Source organism: Oribacterium sinus, from assembly GCF_963553175.1.
Lineage (GTDB): Bacteria > Bacillota > Clostridia > Lachnospirales > Lachnospiraceae > Oribacterium > Oribacterium sinus_B.
The window spans coordinates 23,087-47,447 of the sequence record NZ_CAUVME010000002.1 but is presented as its reverse complement, the minus strand read 5'-3'; the positions used below and the strand labels follow the sequence as shown (position 1 = coordinate 47,447).

The window sequence follows — 24,361 nt, the reverse complement described above, 5'->3', positions numbered from 1 at the left end:
AACGAGCACTTCGTTATCTGTAATGCAGTATAGAAGTCAAGAGTGAATAAACTATGTTTATGCTGTAAACATTGTGCTAACAAAATATGAACGAAGCATGAATGAGGAGAAGAAATGTTATTACAAAGTGAAGTGAAGGAAGAAAGGAACCCTTTTTCGGATTGGCCCAAAAGCTTTTACGAGGAAAGGGATGTGGTCAAGCGCTTTGCCCTGGTGATTGAAAAAATCAAAAGGACAGAGGATATGGAGGAAAAGCTTGTAGAAGGAAAACGCCTGGAAACCCTTCGCTTTCGTTATCCTATTTTGCAAAAGGAAAATTTGGACAAGTTTGTAGAAACACAAAGGGGAAAGCCTTTGCAGATTAAAGACAACTTTATGGCAGCATGGATGGAAATCTTAATTTCCGGACGAACCGGTATTTCCTTTTGGAATAAAAAGAAAATGCAGAAATGGGTGTCTCAGCAGTTGGACAACTTTCATTTGTCCGAAAAGAAGACCGGGGAAGAACGGAAGAGAGAGGATATTCCCTTAAGTGATGCGGCTATCGTAAATCTTACTCTGCAGAATCTGGATATTCCGGAGATACCGGAGGGACAAAGCCTGGAAAGCACTATGCTGGCCTTTGCCAAAAGTCCGGAGACTCTGGCTTTGGAACAGATGTTGCTTAAACTGGAATGGAAGGCCTTTGCCAAGTTTTGGATGGAAACCTGTATCAAGGACAAGAGCTATTCCTCCACGGTTTTCGGCCTCGTGCGAATGAAGGATGAGACCTTGGCCAAAAAGCTGGCCCAGGAAATCGGGGATGTCTGTGTCTTCATCCCCAGAGCTTTGGGGCTTGAGGAGCGGGCGGTACCCCTTAGAAATGCGGTGGTGAAGGCCTATGAGGAAATGATTTATCAGGGCAGAAGCTATTGGGATACCCTGATGGCGGAGAATAAAGCCTAGAAAAAGTAGGAGCAGAAGATGGCGGAGAATAAAGCCTGGCAAAAGTAGGGGCAGAAGATGGCGGAGAATAATGCTTAGCAAAACTGGGAACAGAAGATGCCGGGGAATTAAAGGAGAAAAGCAATGATCAAGAAGGCTGTAATATTCGATGCGGATGGAACACTATGGGATAGTGTGGATCTGGTGGCAAAGGCTTTTAGCATAAAATTACAGGATTTTCCGGAGACGAAGGGAATCAGGATTTCTCGAGAGGATCTTCTGCCTTTAATGGGAAAAACCATGGATCAGTTTGCAAAAAGCCTGATTCCGCAGGTAGAAGGGAAGAGGGGAGAAGAGATTCTTGCCCACTGCATGCAATTTGAAAATTTATATTTGAGTGAGAATAAGGTACAATTCTATCCCCATCTTGAAGAGTGTATTGCTGCATTGAAAGCGGCAGAGATTGGACGCTATATCGTTTCCAATTGCCAGCTGGGTTATATTGATGCAGTTTTGTATGGAGAGAAGTTCAGCCTGGGAAAGACCGGGGACTTTTTGGATATGGAATGTTACGGCAGTAACGGGAAAAAGAAGGCGGAGAATATCCGGATTTTGATGGAGAGAAACCACTTAAAACCGGAGGATTGCGTGTATCTTGGAGACACCGCCTTAGACTTTAGCTCTGCAACAGAGGCAGGAATTGCTTTTATCCATGCTTCCTATGGCTTTGGACAGGTGGAGGGAGCGGAGAGAAGCATATCCGACCTATCGGAGCTGATTCACGTATTACCATTTTCCCTCTAAATTACGTTCTATTATGCCCCTTCTAAACTACGTTCTATCAAGTTCCCTCTAAAGCATGCCCTACCATTCTCCCTCTAAAAATTCTTTGGTTTCGGGTCTCTCAGGATGATTGAAAAACTCCTCCTTTGTGCCACTTTCCCAAAGTTCTCCTTCATGGAAGAAGAGAATTTGGTCGCCGATACGCTTTGCTTCCGAGAGGTTGTGGGTCACGATAATAATGCTGTATCTGTTTTTCAGTTCCTGTAGGAGCTCTTCTATTTTCAGGGTGGAAAGTCGGTCTAAAGAAGAACAGGGCTCATCCAGAAGGAGAATTTTCGGTTCAATGCAAAGGGCACGGGCAATACAGAGCCTTTGGGCCTGCCCTCCGGAAAGGCTTAGAGCGGAGCGATGGAGTTCTCCGGAAATTTCCTCCCAAAGTCCTACGTCTTTAAGCTTTTGCAGGATTAATTCCTTCTGCTCGGCTTTGTTTTTGATACCGTAATACTCTAAGGCATAGCTCATATTTTTATAAATGGAAAAAGGAAAAGGACTGGGGTTTTGAAAGACCATGGCAATCTGCTCCAGTCGCTTTTCTTTTTGCTTTATCAGATTTTCCCCGGAAAGAAAGATTTCCCCTTCCATAGAAGCCTCTTTATTTTCCAAAAGCAGACCGTTCAGGCTCTTTAAGAGAGTAGATTTCCCGCAGCCGGAGCTTCCCAGAAAAACCGTGATACTCTTCTCCGGAATTTGAAAATGCAGATTTCGGAGTATTTGTCTTTCACCATAGGAAAGGCTCAGATTTTTCACTTCCAAAATGGGATTTGCAAATAAAATGGGATTCGTAGATTCGGTAGGCATTTTTTTCTCCTAAGATGTTATTTGATATCTGTGTATACTTCTTTTAAAATTAACTTTTTGAACCGGGAAAAGCTATGCCAATAGTTCTTTATTTTTGCCATTTCCTGTGGCAGTAAGCGGTCAGAAGGCTGGCTATTCCGTTTCCAATGAGCAGAAGGAAGAGCATCACCAAAGCGGTTCCGTATGCTCTGGATAAGGAGGATCCACCTTGTACCAGCAGCAGATAAAGATGCAGGGGAAGCGCCATAGCCGGGGACAGTAAGGAAGTGGGACTTTTCGCAAAGGCGACTCCTCCGGTAAATAAAATCGGCGGTGTGGCACCGAGAGCAAAGCAAAAGGCCAGAAGCATGGTAGAAAGCAGCTCCGGTAAAGTATAGGGAAGCACAAGCTTTCTCAAGGTATAGCCTTTGGAGCAGCCCAGACTTTCGGAAGACTGGAGGTAACTTTTAGGAACTTCTTCAAATATCTTTTCCATACGAATTTCCATGAAGGGGAAAATCATAATGGCCAAAGCGATGGCGCCGGAGAGCACCGAGCGTCCCAGCTTTAGCTGGTATACAAATAAGCTGTAGGAAAAGAGTCCTAACACAATGGAAGGAACGCCGGAGAGCAGGTGAATGAAGAAATGCAGGCTCTCTTTTTTTCTGCCTTCCTTTGCATAAAAGACCATGAAAATGGCGGTAAAAAGGCTTGGCAGTCCCGAAAGCACTAAAGCTGTAAGGGAAAAGGCCAAAGAACCGGTGATAGCGGGGAATATTCCGCCCTCTTCTCCCAAGACCATTCCCTTTGGCGCTTCCAAAAGAAAACTTGGAGAGATGACTTTGTATCCCTTGTAAAAGATATAAAGAAAGAAAAACAGCAGGGCGGAAAAAATCAGCAGGAAGGAAAGGAAACTGTACAGGAAGAGGAGGACAGCGGAAAAAGACCGGGACGCCTTTGCCCTCTTCCCTGTAATCAGGAGCCGAGGCGCTACTTCTTCCCTATTTTCCGCGGAATGCATAGAAGGAGACTCCGAAGTGATCGGATCAGGATTACCTGTTCGAGATGTAAATTTTGCAGTAATCGGATCAGGACTACCTGCTCGAGATGTAAATTTCGAAGTGCGCGGTCTTTCTCCCATTTTCACCAGCAAATGAATCAGCGCGACCAGCAGTAAAAGCACCAGCCCCGAGGCATAGAGGGCATGGTAGTGGAGCGAATGATACTCCGCACTGCCCATTTCCAGCGCAATGAGTGAAGCAATGGTTTCACCCTTGGAGAGGAGCTTCGGGAAAAGATTGGCATTGCCTACCACCATCATCACCGCCATGGTCTCTCCTAAGGCTCTTCCGCTACCAAGCAGGAAGGCCATAAAAATGCTTCGAAGGGAAGAGGGTAGAATTAGTCTCAGGATAATGTAGGCGGGAGAAAGTCCCAGAGCCCTTGCCTCTAAAAAGTATTTCGCCTTTAATTTCACCATACTGTCCGTGATGGAATCCACCATAAAGGGGAAAATCAAAATGGAAAGCAGGACAGCAGCCAGTAAGACACAGGAGCCTGTACTCACACCCATTTTCAAAAAGAGAGGTTTTCCTACCGTTAAACCGATAAAGCCGTAAACCACGGAAGGAATGCCGGAAAGCAAGTCCAAAAGAGGGTAGAGGATGCGTCTTCCCCTCTCCCAAAAGTAAAAAGCAAAAAAGATGCTGCAACCCAGAGACAAAAGGGTGGAGAACAATAGGGCCAGGAAGGAAACGAAAATAGAGCCCATCAGAAAGTGGAAAATGCCGAAGGAGGCCGTTCCGGTGAATGCCATGGGGTTCCATTTGGAACTGAACAAAAAAGAGGGCAGAGAAACACTTTCAAAGAGGGGCAGGGATTCCTTTGCCAGAAAAAGAAAGAAAAAACTCAGAATACCGATGGAGAGAAACAAAAAAGCGTAAACGAAAAAAAGAAAGAGAGAGTTTTCCAGCTTTCTGCTTTTAAGATTCCGCATTTTTTCTTTCCTTTCTACCTGAAGGGGACAAAGAATAACTCAGTCCGGCATTTGATTCTAAAGAATAAAGATGGGGCGTCAAATCAAAATCATAGGAGAACTTTAATGCAGCATAGCTTTGAAAAGAGGCGCAATCTAAATGAACCCTATTTTCAAAGCTATGCTGCATAAAGACTGAAATGTTTACAGCCTCATCTTTACGACAATCTTACTTGGAAAATGCAGGAATGTAACCGTTTGCCACAACCGCATCATACCCTGTCTCGGAGAAAACGTAATCAATAAAGGCCTGTTCATTTTTTGTGATTGTCTTTCCGGTAACGAACATAACCGGTCTTTGAATCTTGTAGTCACCGCTTAAGATCTTCTCTTCGGAAGCTTCTACACCGTCAACCTTGATTTCTTTCAAAACAGTGCTTTCTTTGTTTGCTTTGTTAAATGCACCGAATCCTACATAGCCGATACCGTTCGGATCGTTTGCTACATTTGTTGCCAGCTCTGTCATGGAAGCGGACTGGGTAGCGGCAGGGGTGATTTCCTTGTCGCCCATCACGGCCTTCTGGAAAACTTCATAAGCGCCGCCGGAAAGGTCACGGATGTACACATGAATCTCGTCATCGGAGAGAGAGGAATCCACCTGACTCCATTTGGTATATTCTCCGTCGAAAATCTTCTGTAAGGTTGCCGTATCCAGATTTTCCAGCTTATCCGCATTGGGATTCTTGCTGCTGACCGATACGGTTAAAGCATCCTTTGCCACTTCAAAGCTCTTATAATCCTTGCCAAGGCTCTCTACTTCTTTATCCTTAATGTCTCTAGCCAGCATACCGAAGTCGGCGGTGCCGTCAACAGCAGCCTTTACTCCAACGCCGGATCCGCCCGGAGCCACATAGATGGAGATGTTTTCCTTCGGGAAAGAAGCATCTACCTTGTCCCAGGTCTCATACTTCTCGGTAAAGGAAGAAGCTAAAGAGGACATAATGGGGTACAAAGAGGTGGAACCACAGAATAAAATCTGTGCCTTAAAATCGGAACTGTCGGAAGAAGCTCCTTCTGCCTTGCTTTCTCCCTCTTTTGCAGTAGTGCTTTCTGCCGCAGTTTCCTTGTCACTTGCTGCCGCAGTGGTGGAAGCCGTGCTTCCCTTTGCACCGCAGGCTACCAGAGAAGAAGCCAGAAGAAGGCCGCCGAGTAATAAAGATAGTTGTTTTTTCATCATTTTCCTCCCATGGAATTAAAAGAATCCATATTCTAAGCATGAATCTAAGGATTTCAAGCCAAAGAATATGTCGTAGAAACAGTAGTATTATGGATAAGATTAGGGAGTAGGTCAAGGGCTGAAAGATGGATAAGATTGAGGACTAGGTCAGGTGCAGAAAAGCTTGATAAAAAAGAGGAATATTATGAAACGACAGACTCGGAATAATGGAATAATATTTGGCAATATGATACTATGGAGCCATCTTTAGCAAAGGAGGAATTCACATGTCTAAGGTGAAAAAAGACACAATCGAAGCAAAAGGTTTTGCTATTCAAATTTATACTGAAGACTTTAAAAACGACTATATAAGTCTAACGGATATTGCTAAGTATAAAAATACTGATGATCCGAGGTTTGTTATTCAGAATTGGATGAGAAACAGAAATACGTTGGAATTTATTGGGCTATGGGAAGTTCTGAACAATGAAAATTTTAACCGTGTGCAATTCGACACGTTTAGAAATGAGGCAGGACTGAATAGATTTACAATGACACCACAAAAATGGATTGATTCTACAAATGCTATTGGCATAATTTCAAAGTCCGGAAGATATGGCGGAACATATGCACATTATGATCTTGCGATGGAGTTCGCTTCATGGATTTCACCAGAATTTAAGCTTTACATTATCCAAGACTATAAAAGGCTTAAGTCAGATGAAAATTCTAAGCTATCCTTAGCTTGGAATCTTAATCGAGAAATTTCTAAGATTAACTATAAAATTCATACAGATGCAATCAAAGATTATCTCTTAAAGGATCTTACCAACGAGCAGTTATCTTATAAATACGCAAGTGAAGCAGATATGCTAAATGTTGCCTTATTTAACAGAAGAGCAAAACAGTGGCGTGAAGAGAATCCGGACCTAAAAGGAAATATGAGAGACTATGCGAGTTTAAATGAATTATTGGTACTTGCCAATATGGAAAGCTACAATGCAATTCTTATCGGAAAAGGCATGGATCAAAAAGAAAGAATGATAGAGCTAAGGAAGCTTGCAAGAACTCAGCTGATGTCAATTGAAAAGTTGAACAATACAGGAATTAAGAGTTTAGAGAATAAGGTCAAAGAAATAGATTAGAAATCTATAAAAATTCCGGTAAATCTATGCTTATACTTTTAGAGCGATGAGAATATACAATATACTCCTGCTCGTCTTCCATTTCATATTCATTTTATATCCATTTTATATCCCTTGTAGCATACTCATAGAAACGGCATTTTCAAAATTCATATTTTCAGAAAAAGTTTTTTCTTTTTTAAGTTTTTTCCCGTGGCACGAAAGGGTATACTGATAAAGTAGCTTTGAGGAGGAAAATATTATGAGAAAAAATCAATTCACAGGAGCTTGTCTTGTAACGACACTCTGTTTAGGACTTGGACTTGCAGGCTGTCAGAATAAAGCAGCTACAGAGCAGAAGTCTTCCATGGCAGTTAGTGAAAATGCAGATGCCCAGAGTCTTGCGGTAAGTCCGGAAGATGCCGGTGTGTCCGTAAATATGGACAGTAATGGAGACAGCTTTAAGCCGGCAGACTATACTTTGCCGGTAAAGGATGAGTATAACTATGAATATCTGGGCTTAAAATTCAAGCTTTCCGAGAAGATTAGGGAAGCTATGAAGGCAAAAGACATCGTGATGTTGGACGATCAAAGCCCCATAGATCAGGAGCTTAAGTACGGATTGTTGAGCTTTAGCAAACTTACAGAAGAGCAGAAAAATGCGGAAGTTGCTAAGATGGGAGACGGCTACGAAAAGTGGCAGGAAAGTCTGGAAAGAATCGGCACCATCGGCATGTTTGAAAAGAGTCTTTCCGAGGAAGAAATCGGGAAGATTACAAAGTGCGACAGCCATACGAAGCTGGGAGAGTCCAAAGACGGAAAATACAGCTATTATCTTAGTGTAAATAGCACAGCGGATGCAGAGACGATAGAGGAATTGAAACAGACGACCGTAGAGATTACGGAGAAAAAAGAACGTCCGGAAAACGGCTTTGTTTTGTCCGAAAAGTCTGACTTGGAAAATACCATGGCTTTTTCCACCGATTCCCAAAATGTAGCTACTGACTTAAGCAATCTTCAGACGATGGATATTGACGGAAAAGAATTCAGCGGAAAGGATTTTTCCGACTATGATCTCACCATGGTCAATGTTTTTGCCACCTGGTGCAGTCCCTGTGTGCAGGAAATTCCGGATCTTGCGGAAATTCAGAAGGAAATGAAGGGCAAGGGTGTCAATATCGTTGGGGTGGTAACGGACACGGTGGACCAGACCGGAGAAAATCAGGAGGCTTTGGAGAAAGCAAAGCTGATTCGGGAAAGAAGCAAGGCGGAGTATCCCTTCTTAATTCCGGATAAGAGCAATTTCAACGGCAGACTCAGCGGGATTCAGGCTTTTCCGGAGACCTTCTTTGTGGATAAGAAGGGACAGATTGTAGGAGAGACCTATTCCGGTTCCCACAATAAGAAGGCTTGGTTGGAAATCATTGAAAAAGAACTGGCTAAAGTAAAACAGTAAAGGTGAAATATGAAACAGAAAATTTTAAAGTCCCGGTTGACATCCCTGATTCTCCTTTGTATGGGCATTGCCATGATTTACGTTGGCGTTCATCGGGGAGAGGCACTGGTGGTAATGAACAAGGCAATCAAAGTATGTATGGAGTGTATCGGCATTGGATAAGTTAAAAGAATTCATCAACGGAAAATCAAAAAAAGATAAATATAAAGCAAGAAACAATGTACGACACATCTTCCAATCTTTTTGGTTCTTGGTGACCAACTCCTTCTTTGAGGGATTTAAAACAGGAAAAATCTATAGTGGAGAATTAAAGAAGCTTTGCGTTCCCGGAATGAATTGCTACTCCTGTCCGGGGGCCAAGGGTTCCTGCCCCATTGGTGCCCTCCAGGCGGTCATTGGCAGCCCGAATTACAAGTTCAGCTACTATGTGGTGGGCTTTCTCTTTTTCGTGGGAGCGCTGATAGGAAGAGGCGTTTGCGGATACCTCTGCCCCTTTGGGCTGGTGCAGGATTTACTGCATAAGATTCCCTTTGTGAAGAAGATAGAGACCTTTAAGTGGGACAAGCCTTTACGAAAAGCAAAATATCTTATCTTACTTATCTTCGTCATTCTCCTTCCTCTGTTTTTGGTGGATATTATAGGACAGGGAGCACCTTATTTTTGTAAACTGATTTGTCCTGTGGGAATGCTGGAGGGAGGAATTCCTCTGGTGTGGATGAACACTAGTATGCGGGGAGCCGTAGGCTTTCTCTATGCATGGAAGGGCTTGATTTTGCTTCTTACTATCCTCCTTTCCATAATCATTTACCGCCCCTTCTGTAAGTATATCTGTCCCTTGGGCGCGATTTATTCGCTATTTAATTCCGTGTCTTTTTTCCGTTATACTTTGGATCATCAGAAGTGCATCCACTGCGGAAGATGTAAGGCGGTTTGCGAGATGCAATGTGATCCGGTACAAAACTGCAATGATTTGGAGTGTATCCGTTGCGGAAAATGTAAGAATGCCTGCCCGGTGGATGCTATTGCCTGCGGGGTCACAAATGTGGATGTGCCCGAAGAAGTAAAGGCGAAGGCCTAAGGATGAAAATCAATCCATGGATTTGGAAAGGATAGCCGAAGAAAATCAATCCAAGGATTCGAAAGGGATAGTGGGGGCGATATGTTTATTTTAGAATTAAATCAGGAAGGCCTTGGGACGGAAATCGGCTTATTTCAAACGATTAAAGAGGGAAGAGCCTTTATTTCCCAAGTGGAAGGCTATCAATATAAGGAAGAAGAGGGATTTGTCTATGAAACTTTAGACTTTCGGAAGCTTCCGGAGTATTTGGAACTTCAGTACAACGGACATCTTGTTCCTCTTACGAAATTTATGTTTACCGGAGAAGGGGAGATAGACATTTTCTGGAAAGAGCTACCGGACTTAAGTACCCCCGGAAAGGGCATGGTGGAGGGTTCCACCAGAGTGGATGCCTATCTTATTCCCAATGATGAAGTGAAGGACTATATTGCAAGACGGGAAAGTCAGTACCGAAAAGCCAAAGCATTTTTAGAAGCAAAGGGCTATGAGGCGGAGAGAGCCTACTTCGGTTCGGAAGACGGGGAAGCGGTGCTCTATAGAAAAAAAGGGAGTGAAGACTGGCATTTTCTTACCCACATGGACCCCGGATTTAATGAGGAAGAGGATTTCCAAAGCCTTTTGGAGTAGGAGGAAATCTTCGAAATGGTAGGAGAAAGCTCCACGTAAATTGCGCTATGTGGAACTGTGCATTTGTAGCTTTGTTGAACTGCGTATATTTCTTGCACTTTTCCCCTTTAAGCTTTATAATCAAGAAACGCTCTATGATTAGGAGCTTTTTTTGTGGAAAAATTTAGAGCGAGACGAAAAAATTTGAGGTTTAAAATGAATGAAGTATTCGTCATGAAAGGGGGCAATCCCCTTCGTGGAGAGGTAGTCATCAGCGGGGCAAAGAATGCAGCACTGGGTATTGTGGCAGGAGCCCTTCTTACCGACGAAGAAGTAATTATAGAGAATCTTCCCGATGTTCGAGATATAAATGTTATGCTGGAGGCTTTAAAGGCCATCGGAGCGAAGGTGCACCGCATAGAAAGTCATGTGGTGTCTATTCAGGCGGATCAGTTGTCTATGAAAAGCGTAGATGACGATGCGATTCGTCGTATTCGTGCGTCTTATTATTTTATCGGGGCACTTCTGGGAAAATACCATCAAGCCAAGGTGGCCTTACCCGGCGGCTGTGCCATCGGGGAAAGACCCATTGACCAGCATATTAAAGGTTTTACCGCCCTGGGAGCCGAGGTGGAAATCTCGGACGGCTATTTTGTAGCGAAGGCGGAGGAGCTTGTGGGACAGCATATCTATCTGGATGTGGTGTCTGTAGGGGCAACCATTAACCTGATGCTGGCTGCGGTTTTGGCGGATGGCCAGACGATTATTGAAAATGTGGCCAAGGAGCCTCATATTGTAGACGTAGCCAATTTCTTGAACAGCATGGGGGCGAATATTCGCGGAGCCGGAACGGATACCATCCGTATTCGAGGGGTGGAGCGTTTGCATGGCACCACTTACGGGGTAATTCCGGATCAGATTGAAGCCGGTACCTTTATGTGTGCAGCAGCAGTTACCCGAGGAAATATTTTGATTAAAAATATCATTCCCAAGCACATGGAATCCATTGCCGCCAAGCTTCGGGATATGGGAAATACCGTCTATGAAGGAGACGAGGAAATTCAGGTCATCGGAGGAGAAAAGCAGAGGGGCACTAAGATTAAGACCCTTCCCTACCCGGGCTTTCCTACGGATATGCAACCCCAGATTGCCGTTACTCTGGCATTGGCAGAGGGCAAATCCACCGTTACCGAGTCGATTTTTGAAAATCGTTTCTTATATGTAGAGGAATTAAAGAAAATGGGGGCGGATATCACTGTAGAAGATAGAGTGGCAACCATTTTGGGGCAGGAAAAATTACAGGGAGCAACCCTGCATGCCTTGGATTTACGTGCAGGAGCCGCTCTGGTTCTGGCAGGCCTTGCCGCAGAAGGAATCACTGTGCTGGAAGACATAGGATATATCCGAAGAGGCTACGAGTTCTTCGAAAAGAAGCTGATGAACTTAGGTGCCAAAATCATTTTAGCGAAAACGGAAGAAGAAGTGGAAGCCTTCCGAAGAGAAGCATAATCACAGGAGTCGGTAAAGATATAGAAAGCTGTATGAACACTATTCTGTCTTTACCGCCTCCTGTTATTTTTATGCTTTTTCGGAGGATTTAGCTCTCTTCGGAAGATTTACTTCTCTTTGGAAGGCTTATTTTCCGGAGGAAGTCTTCCGTAATGGTTTTGTAGGAAAACCGGGAGGGAAAAGAAAAAAGTTCTATGCCGAATTATGCTATAGTAAGGGCAAAAAGAAAAATAGGAGAAGAGAAACGATGGAGAGAAATTTTATAAACTTGATACCGATTGCTCCGCGAGGGATATGTATTAAGAATAAAAATATTGGAAATAGCCTGGGAGGAAGCTTACTGCAAAGCTTGGCTTTTCTGCTTTTTACACTTCTTTTTTCCCTGAGCTTTGTTGCAGGGAATTCCGCCTATGCTTCAAATCTTGCGGGACCCGGTGTGAAAAGCCTTTCCTCTCAAAAAGAGTTAAGGGCGGTTTGGTTTTCTTATCTGGATTGGATGAATATGCCGAAGGAAGAGCAGGCCTTTCGGGCAGAGGCGGCCAAGGTCATAGACAATTTGCAGAAGAACGGTTTTCAGACCCTCTTCCTCCATGTGCACAGCCATTCCGACAGCTACGGGAAGAAAATGACGGTTTTCCCCTATTCTAAATTTATGCCGGGAAATGGCAGTTTTGACCCCTTGGAGATTATGATTTCCGAGGCAAAGAAAAAGGGCATTTCCGTCCATGCCTGGTTTAATCCCTACCGTGTCAGCAGTTCCATGTCCAAGTGGGAAAATATTCCTGAAGACAGCATTGTGAAAAAATGGAGCAGAACCTCCGGAGAAGAAAGAAATGTGCTTCTTCATGAGGGGCAGTATTACATTAACCCCTCCAGGGCGGCAGGAAGAGAGGCACTTCTGGCTTCCATTAAAGAGCTTTTGGATAACTATGCCGTGGACGGCATTCATTTTGACGATTATTTCTATCCCAGAGTTTCCTTGACAGAAGAGGGCAAACGTTTTGATGAGCCGGAGTATGAGGAGGCGAAAAGACAGGGAGAGACAGGGAGCTTGACAGAATACCGGAGAAATCAGGTTTCTTTATTGTTAAAGCAGGTACATAGCCTATGTAAAGAAAGAGGAGTGCTCTTCGGTGTAAGCCCGGTGCCAAATCTGCAAAGTCTTCGCTCTTCAGTGGCCTATTTCCTGGATGTGGACAAAATCATGGCCTCCAAGGACTATATTGATTACATCATGCCCCAGATGTATCACGGCTTCAGGGCGAAAAATGGAAAAGGGCAGGAAGCTCCCCATGCCTATATGCGAAGTCTTGGAGACTGGGTGAACTTAACAAATTCCACTGGAAATCAGGTGGAACTCATGCTAGGCTTAGGACTGTACCGAGCAGGAAGCACCGTTTGGGACGGAAATCCTGTATCGGAGTGGTTTACGGAAAGTGATATTTTAAAAAGACAGGTGGAAGAAGCCAGAAAGACAGGCATTGTAAAAGGCTATGCAGTCTTTGCTTATCAGAATCTTTTAGAGGAAAGAGCCCAAAGAGAGCTTGGAAATCTGAGAAGCGTATTTCAAAACTAGTATCTGAAATACTGTAGGATTTTACAAGAGTATGAAAGTCAGGCAAATATAAGTCCTGTTTGTTTTGAAAGCTAAGGGATAGCAATATCTACATCTGAAATATCACATGGAAAGTAAAAGCAAAGTTAAGTCACTGTTTTGTAGGATAAAGGAAATGCCAAAAGGGGAGGAATGAAAATGAAGATTGCAATGGGAAATGATCATGCCGCTGTAGAGATGAAAATGGAGCTTAAGGCATATCTGGAGGAGCAGGGAATCGAGATTATCAATGTAGGAACAGATACTCCGGAACGCTATGATTATCCCTTGGCAGGCTATCAGGTAGCCAAGCTTGTTCAGGAGGGAAAGGCGGACTTCGGCATCGCTATTTGCGGAACGGGAGTGGGCATTTCCTTAGCTGCCAATAAAGTTCCCGGCATCCGGGCATTCCCTTGCTCCGAGCCCTATTCCGCAGCCATGGGCAGAAGACACAACAATGCTAACGTACTTTGCCTTGGCGCCAGAGTAGTAGGTGTTGAGCTTGCAAAGATGATTGTGGACAGCTTCCTTTTAGCAGAATTTGAAGGGGGAAGACACGCAGATAGAGTAGCCCTGATTTCCGAAATCGAAGAGGATGCAGAAGGCTTCAAAAAGAGGATGTAGGAGTATATTTAGCTTCTTTTTCCTACAGTATAGGTCTTAAACCGGGGCACGCTCTCGCTAACTTCGCCTCGTAGGGGTTCTAAGCTTTTACAAGACAAAAGCCAAGAACCCACGGGCTCAGATTGCCCCGTATTTCAGACCTATACTGCAGGAAAAGCTATATATCCTGCATCCTATTTATTATACTTTTTGATCGATTCCTTCAATTTGCACCTGTTCTTGCAGATATTCCTGAATGATTTTAGGATCAAAGGATTGACGAGGACTCCAGCTTGTATCAACAGACTTTATTTTCTGTTCAATTTTGGAAACTTCATCTTTTCCAATTTGATCTATCGTGTACATGATGGCTCTTCTTTCCGGGCCGCTTTGTGACTTAGCATAATCTCTAAACTTTTTACTATAGCTTTCAGCGTCGGCAGAATTCACAAATCCTTGATTCTTTAAGAAGGCATCACGGATTTCTTTTCTTGCCAAGGCTTCAATATCCTTACTTACAGGAATAATATACTCTTTTCCTGCACCGGGATAGTCCGGACTCATCCAAGGGTCGCCTCCTGCGGCAATCAGATTACGGAAGTGTCTCTCTTCTTGGCTTGAACTCCTCCATTCTTTTTCTTCAGGAGATAGATTTTGGTTTTTTTTGGACTGAGGATCAAAATCCTGTTTTGCTATGGCGTATTTTGCCATATTGCTAACGGTCATACTCATCATAGTACCTCTTCCTTTATTTTCTATGAGTAATATCGACCATATATATATATATATATTAACTTGAAACAGTGGTGCAAAACCCGCCTTACCCCAGTCCTACCTTCTTCATATGCTGTAAAAAGCTTTCCTTATCTCTGGTCATAATCAGCTCTTCCGGAAAATGAATCCTCTCCAGCAGGGATTCCACCTTTGGAAATTCTCCAATCCTTAAGGCGATATGGGCATCACTGGAAACGGAGACGGGGACTCCCAGTTCCGCACAGCGTACAGCAATGGCTTCGCAACGCTTTTTGGTTTCGTTTCCCTCATCCATGGAATGCTCATTAATCTCAATCAGCACATGCTGTTCCTTTGCGGCAAGAAGCACCGGATCGATTTCAAAGGGAAGTCCGGAACGACCGATATGCCCCAGAATCAAAATCTTAGGATGCTTCATGGCTTCCAGATAGAGCTTGGTGCAGGCCGAAGCGATTTCTCCCTTGGCAAAGCTGTTTCTGTGGACAGAGGCGATACAATAGTCCATTTTCTTGCAGACACGCTCGTAGAGAGACATTTTCTTCCCGTCATTATAAAAATCCCCGTCAATATTTTTCCAAATAGGAATATCAAAACCGAAAAGGTTTCCTTCCATATCCACAATATCCACTTCACAACCCTGCAAAACCCGAACGCCATGAATTTCCTTGGGCCAGGTGTGGCTTACCATCAAATACTGGTAGTGACGGACATTTTCATAATCCGGATAGAGCATGGCGGAAAAATGATCTGTAGAGCCAAGAAGCTCCAATCCCGCTTCCTTCGCCGCGGCAACATTTTCCAAAATCGTGGAGTAAGCATGGCGGGAATAAAGAGTATGGGTATGAACATCACATTTCAATTTCATAAAATACTTTTCCCCTTTCTATCATTACAGATCCAAAGTGATTTCCACAGGACAATGGTCGGAGCCCATTACTTCTTGATGAATAGAAGCGGAAAGGAGCTTCTTTTCTAACTGCTTGGAAACCACAAAATAGTCGATTCTCCAACCTACATTTCTTTCTCTGGCCTTGGTACGGTAGCTCCACCAACTGTATTCCTCTTCCTTGTCCGGATAGAAATGGCGGAAGGAGTCAAGATAGCCGGAGTCTAAAACCCGGGAAAACTTCGCTCTTTCCTCGTCGGAGAAGCCCGCACTCATGTGGTTAGTGTCCGGATTTTTCAGGTCGATTTCCTCATGGGCAACATTTAAGTCACCGCAATAAATTACCGGCTTTTTCTTTTCTAAAGTTAAGATGTAATTCAGGAAGGCATCTTCGAACTCCATTCTGTAGGGAAGACGCTTCAGCTCTCCCTGAGAGTTGGGAACGTAGACGGTAATCAGATAAAACTCCGGATATTCCAGTGTGATTACACGACCCTCCTGGTCATGCTCTTCGACACCTATGCCGTACTGCACGGACAGCGGTTCTTCCTTGGTGAAAATGGCGGTACCGGAGTAGCCCTTTTTCACCGCATAATTCCAGTATTGAAAATAACCCGGCAGCTCCAGGTCAATCTGTCCCTCCTGCAATTTGGTTTCCTGCAAACAAAACATGTCCGCATCCAAACGCTTAAAATCCTCCATAAAGTTTTTTCCCATAACGGCTCTAAGCCCATTTACATTCCAGGAAATCAGTTTTTTCATAAATATCCTTTCTACTCAATTCATTATTTTAAAGAAAAATTATTTTTCGTTTAGCCCTTGTGTAAGCCCTCAGCACAGAACGCAAGCTTATATTCTTTTTTGGCATGAGAATAGTGTAACAGACATTGCAAAGCCTGCAAGGGCTTTCGGGAAATTTCCGGAAGACAAGTTCTTAAAATTTTAAGAACTTTTTGCAAATGCAGGAGGAAAAGGCTATACTGTTTTCAAATCCCAAAGGAAAGGAAAGTAGTATGGCATCACAGAATTTAGAAGAAGTAGCGCAGTACCTGAAAAAGATGAAATTCCGAAAGGCCTTTTTCGGCTTTAAGCCTGCCTCTGTGTGGAAGAAATTAGAGGATTTGGACGGAGAATATCGCTCCGCCATTCAGGTAATGGAAATCGGTTATCAGGCAAGAATTCAGGAAAGAGACGAAAAAATCGCCGCTTTGGAAGAAGAGCTGGCAAAGCTAAAGGGATAGAGGATATGGCAAAGAAGAAAAAAGAAGTAGAGAAAAAAGCAGCCCTTCCCTTGGATGTGATTCGAAAAAAGCGGGCTTATTACCGACAGCTGGGAGATATTCGTTCCTTCTTCTCTCATCTGCTTTTGATGGGTGCTTTGATTTATGTGATGTTCTTCGTCATTTTCGGCATCGCCCCGGTGAAAAATGACGATATGAAGCCAAAGCTCAGTGCAGGAGACCTGATGCTATACTACCGTCTGGAAAATAAATTTTTCCCCTCTGATGTTCTGGTATATCATAAAGACGGGAAGCAGTTTGTGGGAAGAATCATCGGCATGCCGGGAGACGAGATTGAAATTCCGGATGAAGGCGGTCTGAAAATCAACGGCAATATGCAGGTAGAGGACGGTATTTTCTATTCCACCCAGCCCTATGACACGGAAGCGGTGAAATATCCCATTAAGCTGAAGGAGGGAGAATACTTTATGATGTCGGACATGCGTTCCGGAGCGAAGGATAGCCGACTCTTCGGCCCGGTTAAAAAAGAGGAGATCAAGGGCAAGGTCATTACTATTTTGAGAAGATCTTCCTTATAATGCTTCATAGCAAGAAGAAATTTAGAGAGCTGTTTCGTTTTTTCGAAAGGCTCTCTTTTTTAATTTTTATAAAAGTATCTGAGCCCGTAAGACTTACTTAGAGCTTGCGAAGAGAAGGCCTGCCGAAAACAAATAGTAAAGCGAATGAAGCCCTATAGGTCTGTATCAGGGTAATCTGAGCCCGTCAGTACTTACTGAAAGCGAGCAAAGCGAAGCTTGAAGTTAGTGCTGTAAGGACAGACTTTTCATTAGAAAAGTCGTCCTGATACAGACCAACTTCCGAAGGAAGTTGCTTTGCGAAGCAAAGTGAGCAGTGGTTAACAGAAACCACTGCTCAGTCAAGGCGAAGTTAGCGGGAGCGTGCCCTGATACAGACCTATAGGGCTTCAGAGCGGCTCCTTAAAATGTACTTAGAAAAAAACAAAACAGCGCTCTGTAAAAACTTATTTTTTATGAAAATATTGCGATATACATATTGTAAATTAATAAAATAGAGTAGAACAGGAATCGCAGGAAGGAGCTTCCGGCGGTGCAGAGAGACAGGGATGTTTTTCATGCCACATTCCTAAGGAGGACGAAATGAAGTTGCAGTATGTGGGAAATAGTTTTTCAGAGGGTTTGACAGATGGAAAAATTTATGAGGGAAAGGATGTCAATATCTTTTGCGTTGCTGTGATGGATGATACGGGAATGGAACGGATTTATTCCAGACTGACTCCCGGGCCTTTTGCCGGTAAGTCAGAGGGCAGATGGGATATTATATAAAAAGACTTTTAATGAGAAAAAACGAAAAATAGAGTAGAGGGAGGATAAGGTAAACAGCTTATCCTCTTTTTACGTTTCCCCAAAGCTTTTCGCTTGCTTACCCTGAAAATAGAGCCTGTCTCCGCCGCTTTTAGAGCAAATCTTACGATTTAAGGAAAGAAGTATCAAAAACCGCGAATTCTTTGTGAAAAATGATATTCTTCCTTGAAGAAAGCTGTCTTTCTAGGTATACTACAGAGGAAAATTGCAGGAGGCAAGGAGGGAAATATGGCGGAGCGTGAAAACAGTGTTTGGGGAAAGATTCGCGTACAATTAGGGGATGTGCAGAACTACCTCTTGAACGGACAATATAAAGAAGCGGTAATTATGGACAAGGAGATTTTGTCCAGTCTGGTGCGGATGCAGATCGATCAGGCTTTGATGGTCTCCAGTAATTTAGAGAGCGATATTAATCAGCTTTTTGAAGGCGGTATTATTTCTGCCAAGTCCAGAGATACCTATCACGGAATTCGGGCCTTTGGAGAACTGGCAGAGCTTGGTAATGAATCCACTGCCCAGGATGCCAATGACTCCTTCTCCATGTTAAGAGATGCCTTATCGGAGTATGTGGAAGAGGGACCGGGAAGAAATGAAGGAATACAGGGAGAGGATTCTCTTGCCGCTACATCTTCTTCCGTAGCCTATAGAGATGAGCTGGGAGAGGAGAATACGATTTCCAGCTCCAGCTTAAGAAGAGAAACAGCAAGACAGGCAGGACTGGCTTCCCGTATTGATGCGGAGAATTACGGAGCGGAGGCGCCCAGACTTACCACCGAAGGATATTCCTCCAGAATTCGAGAAATCGAAAGGGAAGAGCGGGAAGAAGAACTGGGAGCAGGAATCCCCGTTCGAAGAAGCACAGCCGGAAAGGGAAGAACCGGAGCAGGAACCGATAGAGCAAGACGTTTACAAAAGAGCGTAGGCTCAAGCAGCTCTGTGAAGAGAAGAAGCGGAAGAACTGCCGGAACAGCCGGCAGAAGACAGAGAAGTACTGCAAACAGAAATCCGGGAACAGAATGGGATTTGTACAGCATTTTACGAATTGCTCTTCCGGTGGCTATTGCTATTATCGTAATTATTTTGGTAAAGGTGCTTTTCTTCTCCGCAAAGAAGCATAGCGTAGTGGAAACTACAGCGGCAGTAACAGAGACCTCTGCAACAGTGGAAAGTACGGAGGAAACCACCGTGGAGGAGACTACGGCTACGCCGAAGCGTTATTTCACCACCACAGGAGTAAGAATCAGAACAAAGCCCAGCACAACAGATTCAGAAGTACTCACCGTGTTGGATGAAGGAACAGAGCTGCAATACAAGGCGGATTATAATGATGAGTGGTTAGAAATCACCTATAACGGACAGGATGCCTATATTTCCAAGCAGTATGTACGTTCTGAGGAAATCAGTACTACACAAAGCGCAACAGGAGGCAATACCACAGCTACTACGGCGGTCAATGCTTCCGGTACAAGTACAAACTCTGCAACAAAATCCACTACGGAGAGCCGTGCTGCCGCAGCTACTACAGCACAGCAGGCCAATGGCGGTGCTACCACATTAACCGTTTCCCCATAATTCATAAATGAGCATCCCTTGTTTTGCGAAGGATGCACATGCAGAGATAGAATCTCTCATCCCCTTTTTGGGATGGGAGATTTTTTATTTGATTTACTTAAAAAAATTATGGTATTTCTATATGAATATCTAATTCCTATAGGAAAAAACTTTGCGTATTGTATCCATTATGAAAGAGAAAAATGAAAACATCTTGCACTTTGCTTGTAAGAAATGTAAAATTAGCTTTCGTGAACCTGAGATTGCTGGAGAAAAATGACAAAAAAATAGTAAAGAAAATATTTTTCGCTTAATTTTGAAAAATACTTGCAATCATGGAAAGAGTGCCTATAATCTCAAAGGTACTTGAGAGTGAAGAAAGGGGGAAAACCATGGAAAAGCTTGCAGCATCCCTGCTGGAAGAGCTGAATGTGGAGACTGTCTTTACAATTCCGGTTTTTGGAGGAATTCCTGTTTCCGAATCTGTTGTGGTGACTTGGATCATCATGGCGGTGATGATATTTGGCGCTTACCTGTTGGGTAGAGATTGCAAGGTTCGTACACCGGGGACGAGACAGCAGATCGCAGAGTTGATTGTGACAAAGCTGGACAAGTTTATGGAAGGCAATCTGGGAGAAGAGGGCAAGCAATACGGTACGTATCTGGCGGTGGTACTGATTTTTATCGGTATAGCTAACCTCTTCGGTGTTTTCGGCTTTAAGCCGCCCACAAAGGACTTTAATGTTCCTGTGGCACTGTCCCTGATGAGCATTATTCTTGTGGAAGTAGCAGGAATTCGTGCCTTCGGTACGGGAGGCTGGGTAAAGCGCTTCGCACAACCTATTCCCATTATGACGCCGATTAATATCCTGGAGGTCTTTATCAGACCATTATCCTTGTGTATGCGTCTCTTTGGAAATGTATTAGGAGCCTTCGTTATTATGGAACTGGTGGAACTGGTGGTTCCGGTAGGAGTTCCGGCAATCCTGTCCTTGTACTTTGACCTCTTTGACGGTCTGGTACAGGCGTATGTTTTTGTCTTTTTAACATCGCTTTATATTGCGGAAGCGGTAGAGTAGAGTGGAGTAGTGTAGGTCGCAGTAAAAATGGTCGCTTAGCGACAGAATGGAGAGAAAATTATGGTAGCATTAGGAGCAGCAATTGCAGCATTGGCATGTCTTGGAGCAGGATTAGGCATCGGTTTGGCAACAGGAAAGGCAACAGAGGCGGTAGCAAGACAGCCGGAAGCCAGTTCAAAGATTATGACCATCCTCTTACTGGGTTGTGCCTTGGCCGAGGCAACAGCCATCTATGGTTTCGTTATCGGACTTATGATTATCCTCTTCTTAAAGTAAGGAGCAGTGTTTTGGAATCGAAGGAGGGAAAACGATGCTTAGTCTCAATCTAAGTAGTATTATTTTTACAGTCATTAATTTATTGGTGCTGGTTTATTTTGTGCATCGCTTTCTGTTTAAACCGGTTCGTGCTGCTTTGAAGGCAAGACAGGACGAACTGGACACTTCTTATCGAGAAGCGGAAGAGGCCAATACAAAGGCCAGAGATTTGAAACAACAGTATGAAGACAGCATGGCAAAGATTGATACGGAACGGCAGGAAAAGTTAGAGGCCGTTCGTTTGCAGGCGTCTTCTGAATACGATGAAATCATCGGAAATGCCAGGGAGAAGGCAGACAAGATTATTGCGGAAGCCAAGATAGAGGCGCAGAGACAGGCTGAACAGAAGCAACACGAGATGGAAGAAGAGGTGGCTATGCTTGTGGCAAAGGCTGCCTATAAGATTGCAGCCAGCAAGGATTCCGTGGAAAACAATCAAAAGCTGTATGATACCTTCCTAGAAGATGCGGAGAAGAAGGAGTAAGGACTATGCTGCAAAAAGTGGTAGAGTATGCAAAACAGCTTTTCAGAATGCGCGTTCCGAAAAGCGTTATAGAGGAGACCAGTCGGATTTTTGAAGTTTTACCGGAGACGGCAGGACAGCTTTCCGACGCCACAATACCTTTGGAAAAGAGAATGTCTATCATCGATAGCATTTTCCCTACAGAAGTTAGGGATACCTTGAAGGTACTGTGCAATGACGGCCTTCTCAGTGCATGGGGTGAGGTGGCAGAGGAGTATGAAAAAATCTCCAATGAAGAATCCACCAAATTAAAAGTACATCTTCGGTACGTAACCAAGCCGGAGGAAGAACAATTAAAGAGAATTCGGGAGTTTGTTTATAACAAATATCATTCCCGGAACATTGAAGTCGTATTGGAAGAGGATGAGAGTCTGGGAGGAGGATTTGTCCTGGAGGTTGGTCACGACCAGTACGATTGGAGTACAAAGGGTAGACGAGAGCAGTTTTTGGAGGAAATGCAGAATAAGCGTTTTTCCAACAGCCAACAGGATATTATCAGCATTTTACAAAGCTCCGTAGAGGACTTTGATTTAAAGGCGGAGAAGAAAGAAATCGGTTTTGTCAGCTCTGTAGGTGACGGTATCGTTATCATCAACGGACTGGATCATGCTATGTACGGAGAAATCGTTGTCTTTGACAACGGTGTTCGGGGTATGGTACAGAACATTGAAAGAAACCGAATCGGTGTTATCCTCTTCGGTGATGAAGAAGGAATCATCGAGGGAAGCAGAGTGGTACGAAGCAACAAGATGGCGGGAATTCCTGTGGGAGACGCTTATCTTGGCCGTGTGGTAGATGCCTTGGGAGCGCCCATTGACGGAGAAGGTCCGATTAACACGAAGGAATATCGCCCCATCGAGGAGCCGGCTCCGGGAATCATTGACAGAAAGTCCGTTAATGTTCCCTTACAGACCGGAATTCTGGCCATTGACTCCATGTTCCCCATCGGTAGAGGACAGCGTGAGCTGATCATCGGAGACCGTCAGACCGGAAAGACCTCCATTGCCATAGATACCATCTTGAACCAAAAGGGAAAGGATTGTATCTGTATTTATGTTGCTATTGGACAGAAGGAATCCACCATCGCTTCTTTGGTGGAGAACTTAAAGAAAAATGAGGCCATGAGCTATACCTGTGTGGTAGCGGCTACAGCGGCGGATCCGGCACCGATTCAGTACATTGCCCCCTATGCGGCAACTTCCTTGGCAGAGTACTTTATGTACCAGGGAAGAGATGTACTGATTGTTTATGATGACCTTTCCAAGCATGCCGTAGCCTACCGTGCCCTGTCTCTTCTTTTGGGAAGAGCACCGGGACGTGAGGCTTATCCCGGAGACGTTTTCTATCTCCATTCCCGTTTGCTGGAGCGTTCCTGCCGTTTGTCCGACGCTTTGGGAGGAGGTAGCATTACCGCCCTTCCCATTATCGAGACTTTGGACGGAGACGTTTCCGCCTATATTCCTACCAACGTTATTTCCATTACCGACGGACAGATTTTCTTAGAAAGTAACCTTTTCTTTGAGGGACAGAGACCTGCGGTAAATGTAGGACTTTCCGTATCCCGTGTGGGTGGTGCAGCCCAGACCAAGGCCATGAAGAAGGCGGCAGGTTCCCTGCGTATCGACTTGGCACAGTATAGAGAAATGGCGGTATTTACCCAGTTCTCTTCGGATTTGGATGAAAGTACCAAGACTCAGCTGGAACAGGGAGCGATTTTAATGGAGCTGTTGAAGCAGCCCCTTGGCCGTCCCCTTTCTTTGGGAGAGCAGGTAGTAACTTTGGTGCTTGCCCTTCATAAAGAATTCCTGGGTACAGCGAAGAAGGATGTGAAGGACTTACAGAATAAAGTTTTGGCCTTCTTTAACGAGCAGGAGGGAGATTTAATCAGGAACATAGAGATTTCCGGCCTTTTGCAGGAAGATATGGAACAGCGGATTATTCAGCTCTACCATGATTTTCTGAAGAAGGAAGAGGAAAAGCTTTCATAAAGGAGGCAGACCTTGCCTACAACAAGAGAATTACGAGACCGAATCCACAGCATTGATAACACCATGAAGATTACCAATGCCATGTATTTGATTTCCAGTACAAAGATGCGTAAGGCCAGAGCGAGTTTGATACAAACCGAGCCTTACTTTTATACCTTGCAGTCTATGATGGCCAGAGTTATGCGACATTTGCCGGAGGATTATACCCACCCTTATTTGGATCTTCGAGAGGGCGTAGCCAACGGTCAGGGAAGGGTAGCCATTATCTGTGTGACCGCGGATAAGGGACTGGCAGGAGCTTATAACCACAATGTCATCCGGAAAACGGAAGAGCTTTTAGCGAAGTATCAAAATTATCGGCTTTTTGTGGTAGGAGAGATGGGAAGAAGCTATTTTCACAGCAGAAACATTCCCATTGAAGAGGCCTTTCATTACACCGCCCAGAATCCTACCCTGCACAGAGCCCGTGTGATTACCCGGAAAATGATGGAATTTTTCGAGGATAAGGAGATTGATGAACTGCATATCGTTTTCACCAGAATGAAAAATTCTTTGGAAATGGAATGCGAGGAGGAGCAGCTTCTTCCCTTGGATAAGCTTCATCCGGTATTTGTGAAGTTGCCTATTACCGCAAACTATGAGGCCTTTAATATTTTCCCCAGCACGGATGCCTTGATTGACAATGTTATCCCGGATTATATTAACGGTTATATTTACAGTGCTTTGGTGGAGGCCTTTTGTGCGGAGCAACAGGCCAGAATGACCTCCATGGATGCGGCAAACCGAAACGGAAATGAGCTGAAGCAAAAGCTCCGTATCCAGTATAACCGTGCCAGACAGGCACAGATTACCCAGGAAATCACGGAGATAGCCGCAGGAGCCAAGGCCCAGAAGGCGGCCAAAAAGAAAAATAAACAAGAGATTTGATGATAAAGAGA

25 protein-coding genes are annotated in these 24,361 nt (G+C 44.2%); 19 read left to right on the top strand and 6 right to left on the bottom strand.

All coding sequences use genetic code 11. The features are described from left to right. The first annotated feature begins 114 nt into the window (after positions 1–114). Together RYO92_RS00765 and RYO92_RS00760 are read left to right on the top strand one after the other, a co-directional pair. Entirely contained in the window at positions 115–945 is an 831-nt protein-coding gene (locus RYO92_RS00765; RefSeq protein ID WP_314635068.1) for a DUF6553 family protein, read from the top strand. Between the two features lie 123 nt (positions 946–1,068). Further along, entirely contained in the window at positions 1,069–1,728 is a 660-nt protein-coding gene (locus RYO92_RS00760) for an HAD family hydrolase (RefSeq protein ID WP_314667670.1), read from the top strand. Between the two features lie 60 nt (positions 1,729–1,788). On the opposite strand, the gene RYO92_RS00755 is transcribed toward RYO92_RS00760, so the two are convergent. The 3 genes from RYO92_RS00755 to RYO92_RS00745 all read right to left on the bottom strand — a co-directional run bounded on the left by RYO92_RS00755 (position 1,789) and on the right by RYO92_RS00745 (position 5,753). Next, complete coding sequence (locus RYO92_RS00755; protein ID WP_315369153.1) at positions 1,789–2,565, bottom strand: phosphate ABC transporter ATP-binding protein; 777 nt, start codon at positions 2,563–2,565, stop codon at positions 1,789–1,791. 88 nt (positions 2,566–2,653) lie between these two features. Then, positions 2,654–4,540: a phosphate ABC transporter permease subunit PstC gene (gene pstC, locus RYO92_RS00750; protein ID WP_315369152.1), complete on the bottom strand. Its 1,887-nt coding sequence runs from the start codon at positions 4,538–4,540 to the stop codon at positions 2,654–2,656. Between the two features lie 208 nt (positions 4,541–4,748). Further along, entirely contained in the window at positions 4,749–5,753 is a 1,005-nt protein-coding gene (locus tag RYO92_RS00745) for a phosphate ABC transporter substrate-binding protein (protein WP_315369191.1), read from the bottom strand. Positions 5,754–6,022: 269 nt separating this feature from the next. Between RYO92_RS00745 and RYO92_RS00740 the strand changes: the two genes are divergently transcribed. The 8 genes from RYO92_RS00740 (at position 6,023) to rpiB (ending at position 13,726) form a co-directional block, all read left to right on the top strand. Further along, a complete protein-coding gene (locus tag RYO92_RS00740; protein WP_315369151.1) occupies positions 6,023–6,880 on the top strand; it encodes a KilA-N domain-containing protein in 858 nt (285 codons plus the stop codon). Between the two features lie 241 nt (positions 6,881–7,121). After that, positions 7,122–8,315: a TlpA family protein disulfide reductase gene (locus RYO92_RS00735; RefSeq protein WP_315369150.1), complete on the top strand. Its 1,194-nt coding sequence runs from the start codon at positions 7,122–7,124 to the stop codon at positions 8,313–8,315. A gap of 9 nt (positions 8,316–8,324) precedes the next feature. Continuing rightward, on the top strand, positions 8,325–8,477 hold the full coding sequence (locus tag RYO92_RS00730; protein ID WP_304073219.1) for a CD1871A family CXXC motif-containing protein: 153 nt from the start codon (positions 8,325–8,327) through the stop codon (positions 8,475–8,477). Next, on the top strand, positions 8,470–9,393 hold the full coding sequence (locus RYO92_RS00725; protein WP_314667659.1) for a 4Fe-4S binding protein: 924 nt from the start codon (positions 8,470–8,472) through the stop codon (positions 9,391–9,393). Before RYO92_RS00730 ends, RYO92_RS00725 begins: the two co-directional genes overlap by 8 nt. A gap of 81 nt (positions 9,394–9,474) precedes the next feature. Further along, positions 9,475–10,020, top strand: coding sequence for a hypothetical protein (locus tag RYO92_RS00720; RefSeq protein WP_314637781.1), 546 nt, complete (start codon positions 9,475–9,477; stop codon positions 10,018–10,020). A 195-nt stretch (positions 10,021–10,215) separates the two neighbouring features. Next, a complete protein-coding gene (locus tag RYO92_RS00715; RefSeq protein ID WP_315369149.1) occupies positions 10,216–11,508 on the top strand; it encodes a UDP-N-acetylglucosamine 1-carboxyvinyltransferase in 1,293 nt (430 codons plus the stop codon). Between the two features lie 247 nt (positions 11,509–11,755). After that, complete coding sequence (locus RYO92_RS00710) at positions 11,756–13,084, top strand: glycoside hydrolase family 10 protein (RefSeq protein WP_315369148.1); 1,329 nt, start codon at positions 11,756–11,758, stop codon at positions 13,082–13,084. A 177-nt stretch (positions 13,085–13,261) separates the two neighbouring features. Beyond that, a complete protein-coding gene (gene rpiB / locus RYO92_RS00705; protein WP_315001051.1) occupies positions 13,262–13,726 on the top strand; it encodes a ribose 5-phosphate isomerase B in 465 nt (154 codons plus the stop codon). A gap of 180 nt (positions 13,727–13,906) precedes the next feature. On the opposite strand, the gene RYO92_RS00700 is transcribed toward rpiB, so the two are convergent. From RYO92_RS00700 to RYO92_RS00690, 3 genes are all read right to left on the bottom strand, one after another. After that, on the bottom strand, positions 13,907–14,416 hold the full coding sequence (locus RYO92_RS00700; RefSeq protein ID WP_315369147.1) for a hypothetical protein: 510 nt from the start codon (positions 14,414–14,416) through the stop codon (positions 13,907–13,909). 109 nt (positions 14,417–14,525) lie between these two features. Continuing rightward, a complete protein-coding gene (locus RYO92_RS00695; RefSeq protein WP_315369146.1) occupies positions 14,526–15,323 on the bottom strand; it encodes a phosphatase in 798 nt (265 codons plus the stop codon). 24 nt (positions 15,324–15,347) lie between these two features. Further along, positions 15,348–16,106 (bottom strand): exodeoxyribonuclease III, encoded by a 759-nt coding sequence (locus tag RYO92_RS00690; RefSeq protein WP_315369145.1) that lies wholly within the window; start codon positions 16,104–16,106, stop codon positions 15,348–15,350. A 251-nt stretch (positions 16,107–16,357) separates the two neighbouring features. On the opposite strand from RYO92_RS00690, the gene RYO92_RS00685 reads away from it, so the two are divergent. The 9 genes from RYO92_RS00685 to atpG all read left to right on the top strand — a co-directional run bounded on the left by RYO92_RS00685 (position 16,358) and on the right by atpG (position 24,350). Then, on the top strand, positions 16,358–16,585 hold the full coding sequence (locus RYO92_RS00685) for a hypothetical protein (RefSeq protein ID WP_243155918.1): 228 nt from the start codon (positions 16,358–16,360) through the stop codon (positions 16,583–16,585). A 5-nt stretch (positions 16,586–16,590) separates the two neighbouring features. Beyond that, complete coding sequence (lepB, locus tag RYO92_RS00680) at positions 16,591–17,163, top strand: signal peptidase I (protein WP_315369144.1); 573 nt, start codon at positions 16,591–16,593, stop codon at positions 17,161–17,163. A gap of 579 nt (positions 17,164–17,742) precedes the next feature. Beyond that, on the top strand, positions 17,743–17,928 hold the full coding sequence (locus RYO92_RS00675) for a hypothetical protein (protein WP_183684653.1): 186 nt from the start codon (positions 17,743–17,745) through the stop codon (positions 17,926–17,928). A gap of 267 nt (positions 17,929–18,195) precedes the next feature. Then, complete coding sequence (locus RYO92_RS00670; protein WP_315369143.1) at positions 18,196–19,539, top strand: SH3 domain-containing protein; 1,344 nt, start codon at positions 18,196–18,198, stop codon at positions 19,537–19,539. 371 nt (positions 19,540–19,910) lie between these two features. After that, positions 19,911–20,597: a F0F1 ATP synthase subunit A gene (locus tag RYO92_RS00665; RefSeq protein WP_315364661.1), complete on the top strand. Its 687-nt coding sequence runs from the start codon at positions 19,911–19,913 to the stop codon at positions 20,595–20,597. A 60-nt stretch (positions 20,598–20,657) separates the two neighbouring features. Next, positions 20,658–20,873, top strand: a complete 216-nt coding sequence (gene atpE / locus RYO92_RS00660; RefSeq protein ID WP_007157401.1) for an ATP synthase F0 subunit C — start codon at positions 20,658–20,660, stop codon at positions 20,871–20,873. Between the two features lie 34 nt (positions 20,874–20,907). Further along, positions 20,908–21,396, top strand: a complete 489-nt coding sequence (locus RYO92_RS00655) for an ATP synthase F0 subunit B (protein WP_007157400.1) — start codon at positions 20,908–20,910, stop codon at positions 21,394–21,396. A gap of 5 nt (positions 21,397–21,401) precedes the next feature. Beyond that, positions 21,402–23,423, top strand: coding sequence for a F0F1 ATP synthase subunit alpha (gene atpA / locus RYO92_RS00650; RefSeq protein WP_308579703.1), 2,022 nt, complete (start codon positions 21,402–21,404; stop codon positions 23,421–23,423). Positions 23,424–23,435: 12 nt separating this feature from the next. Further along, positions 23,436–24,350, top strand: coding sequence for an ATP synthase F1 subunit gamma (atpG, locus tag RYO92_RS00645; RefSeq protein WP_315369142.1), 915 nt, complete (start codon positions 23,436–23,438; stop codon positions 24,348–24,350). Positions 24,351–24,361: the final 11 nt, after the last annotated feature.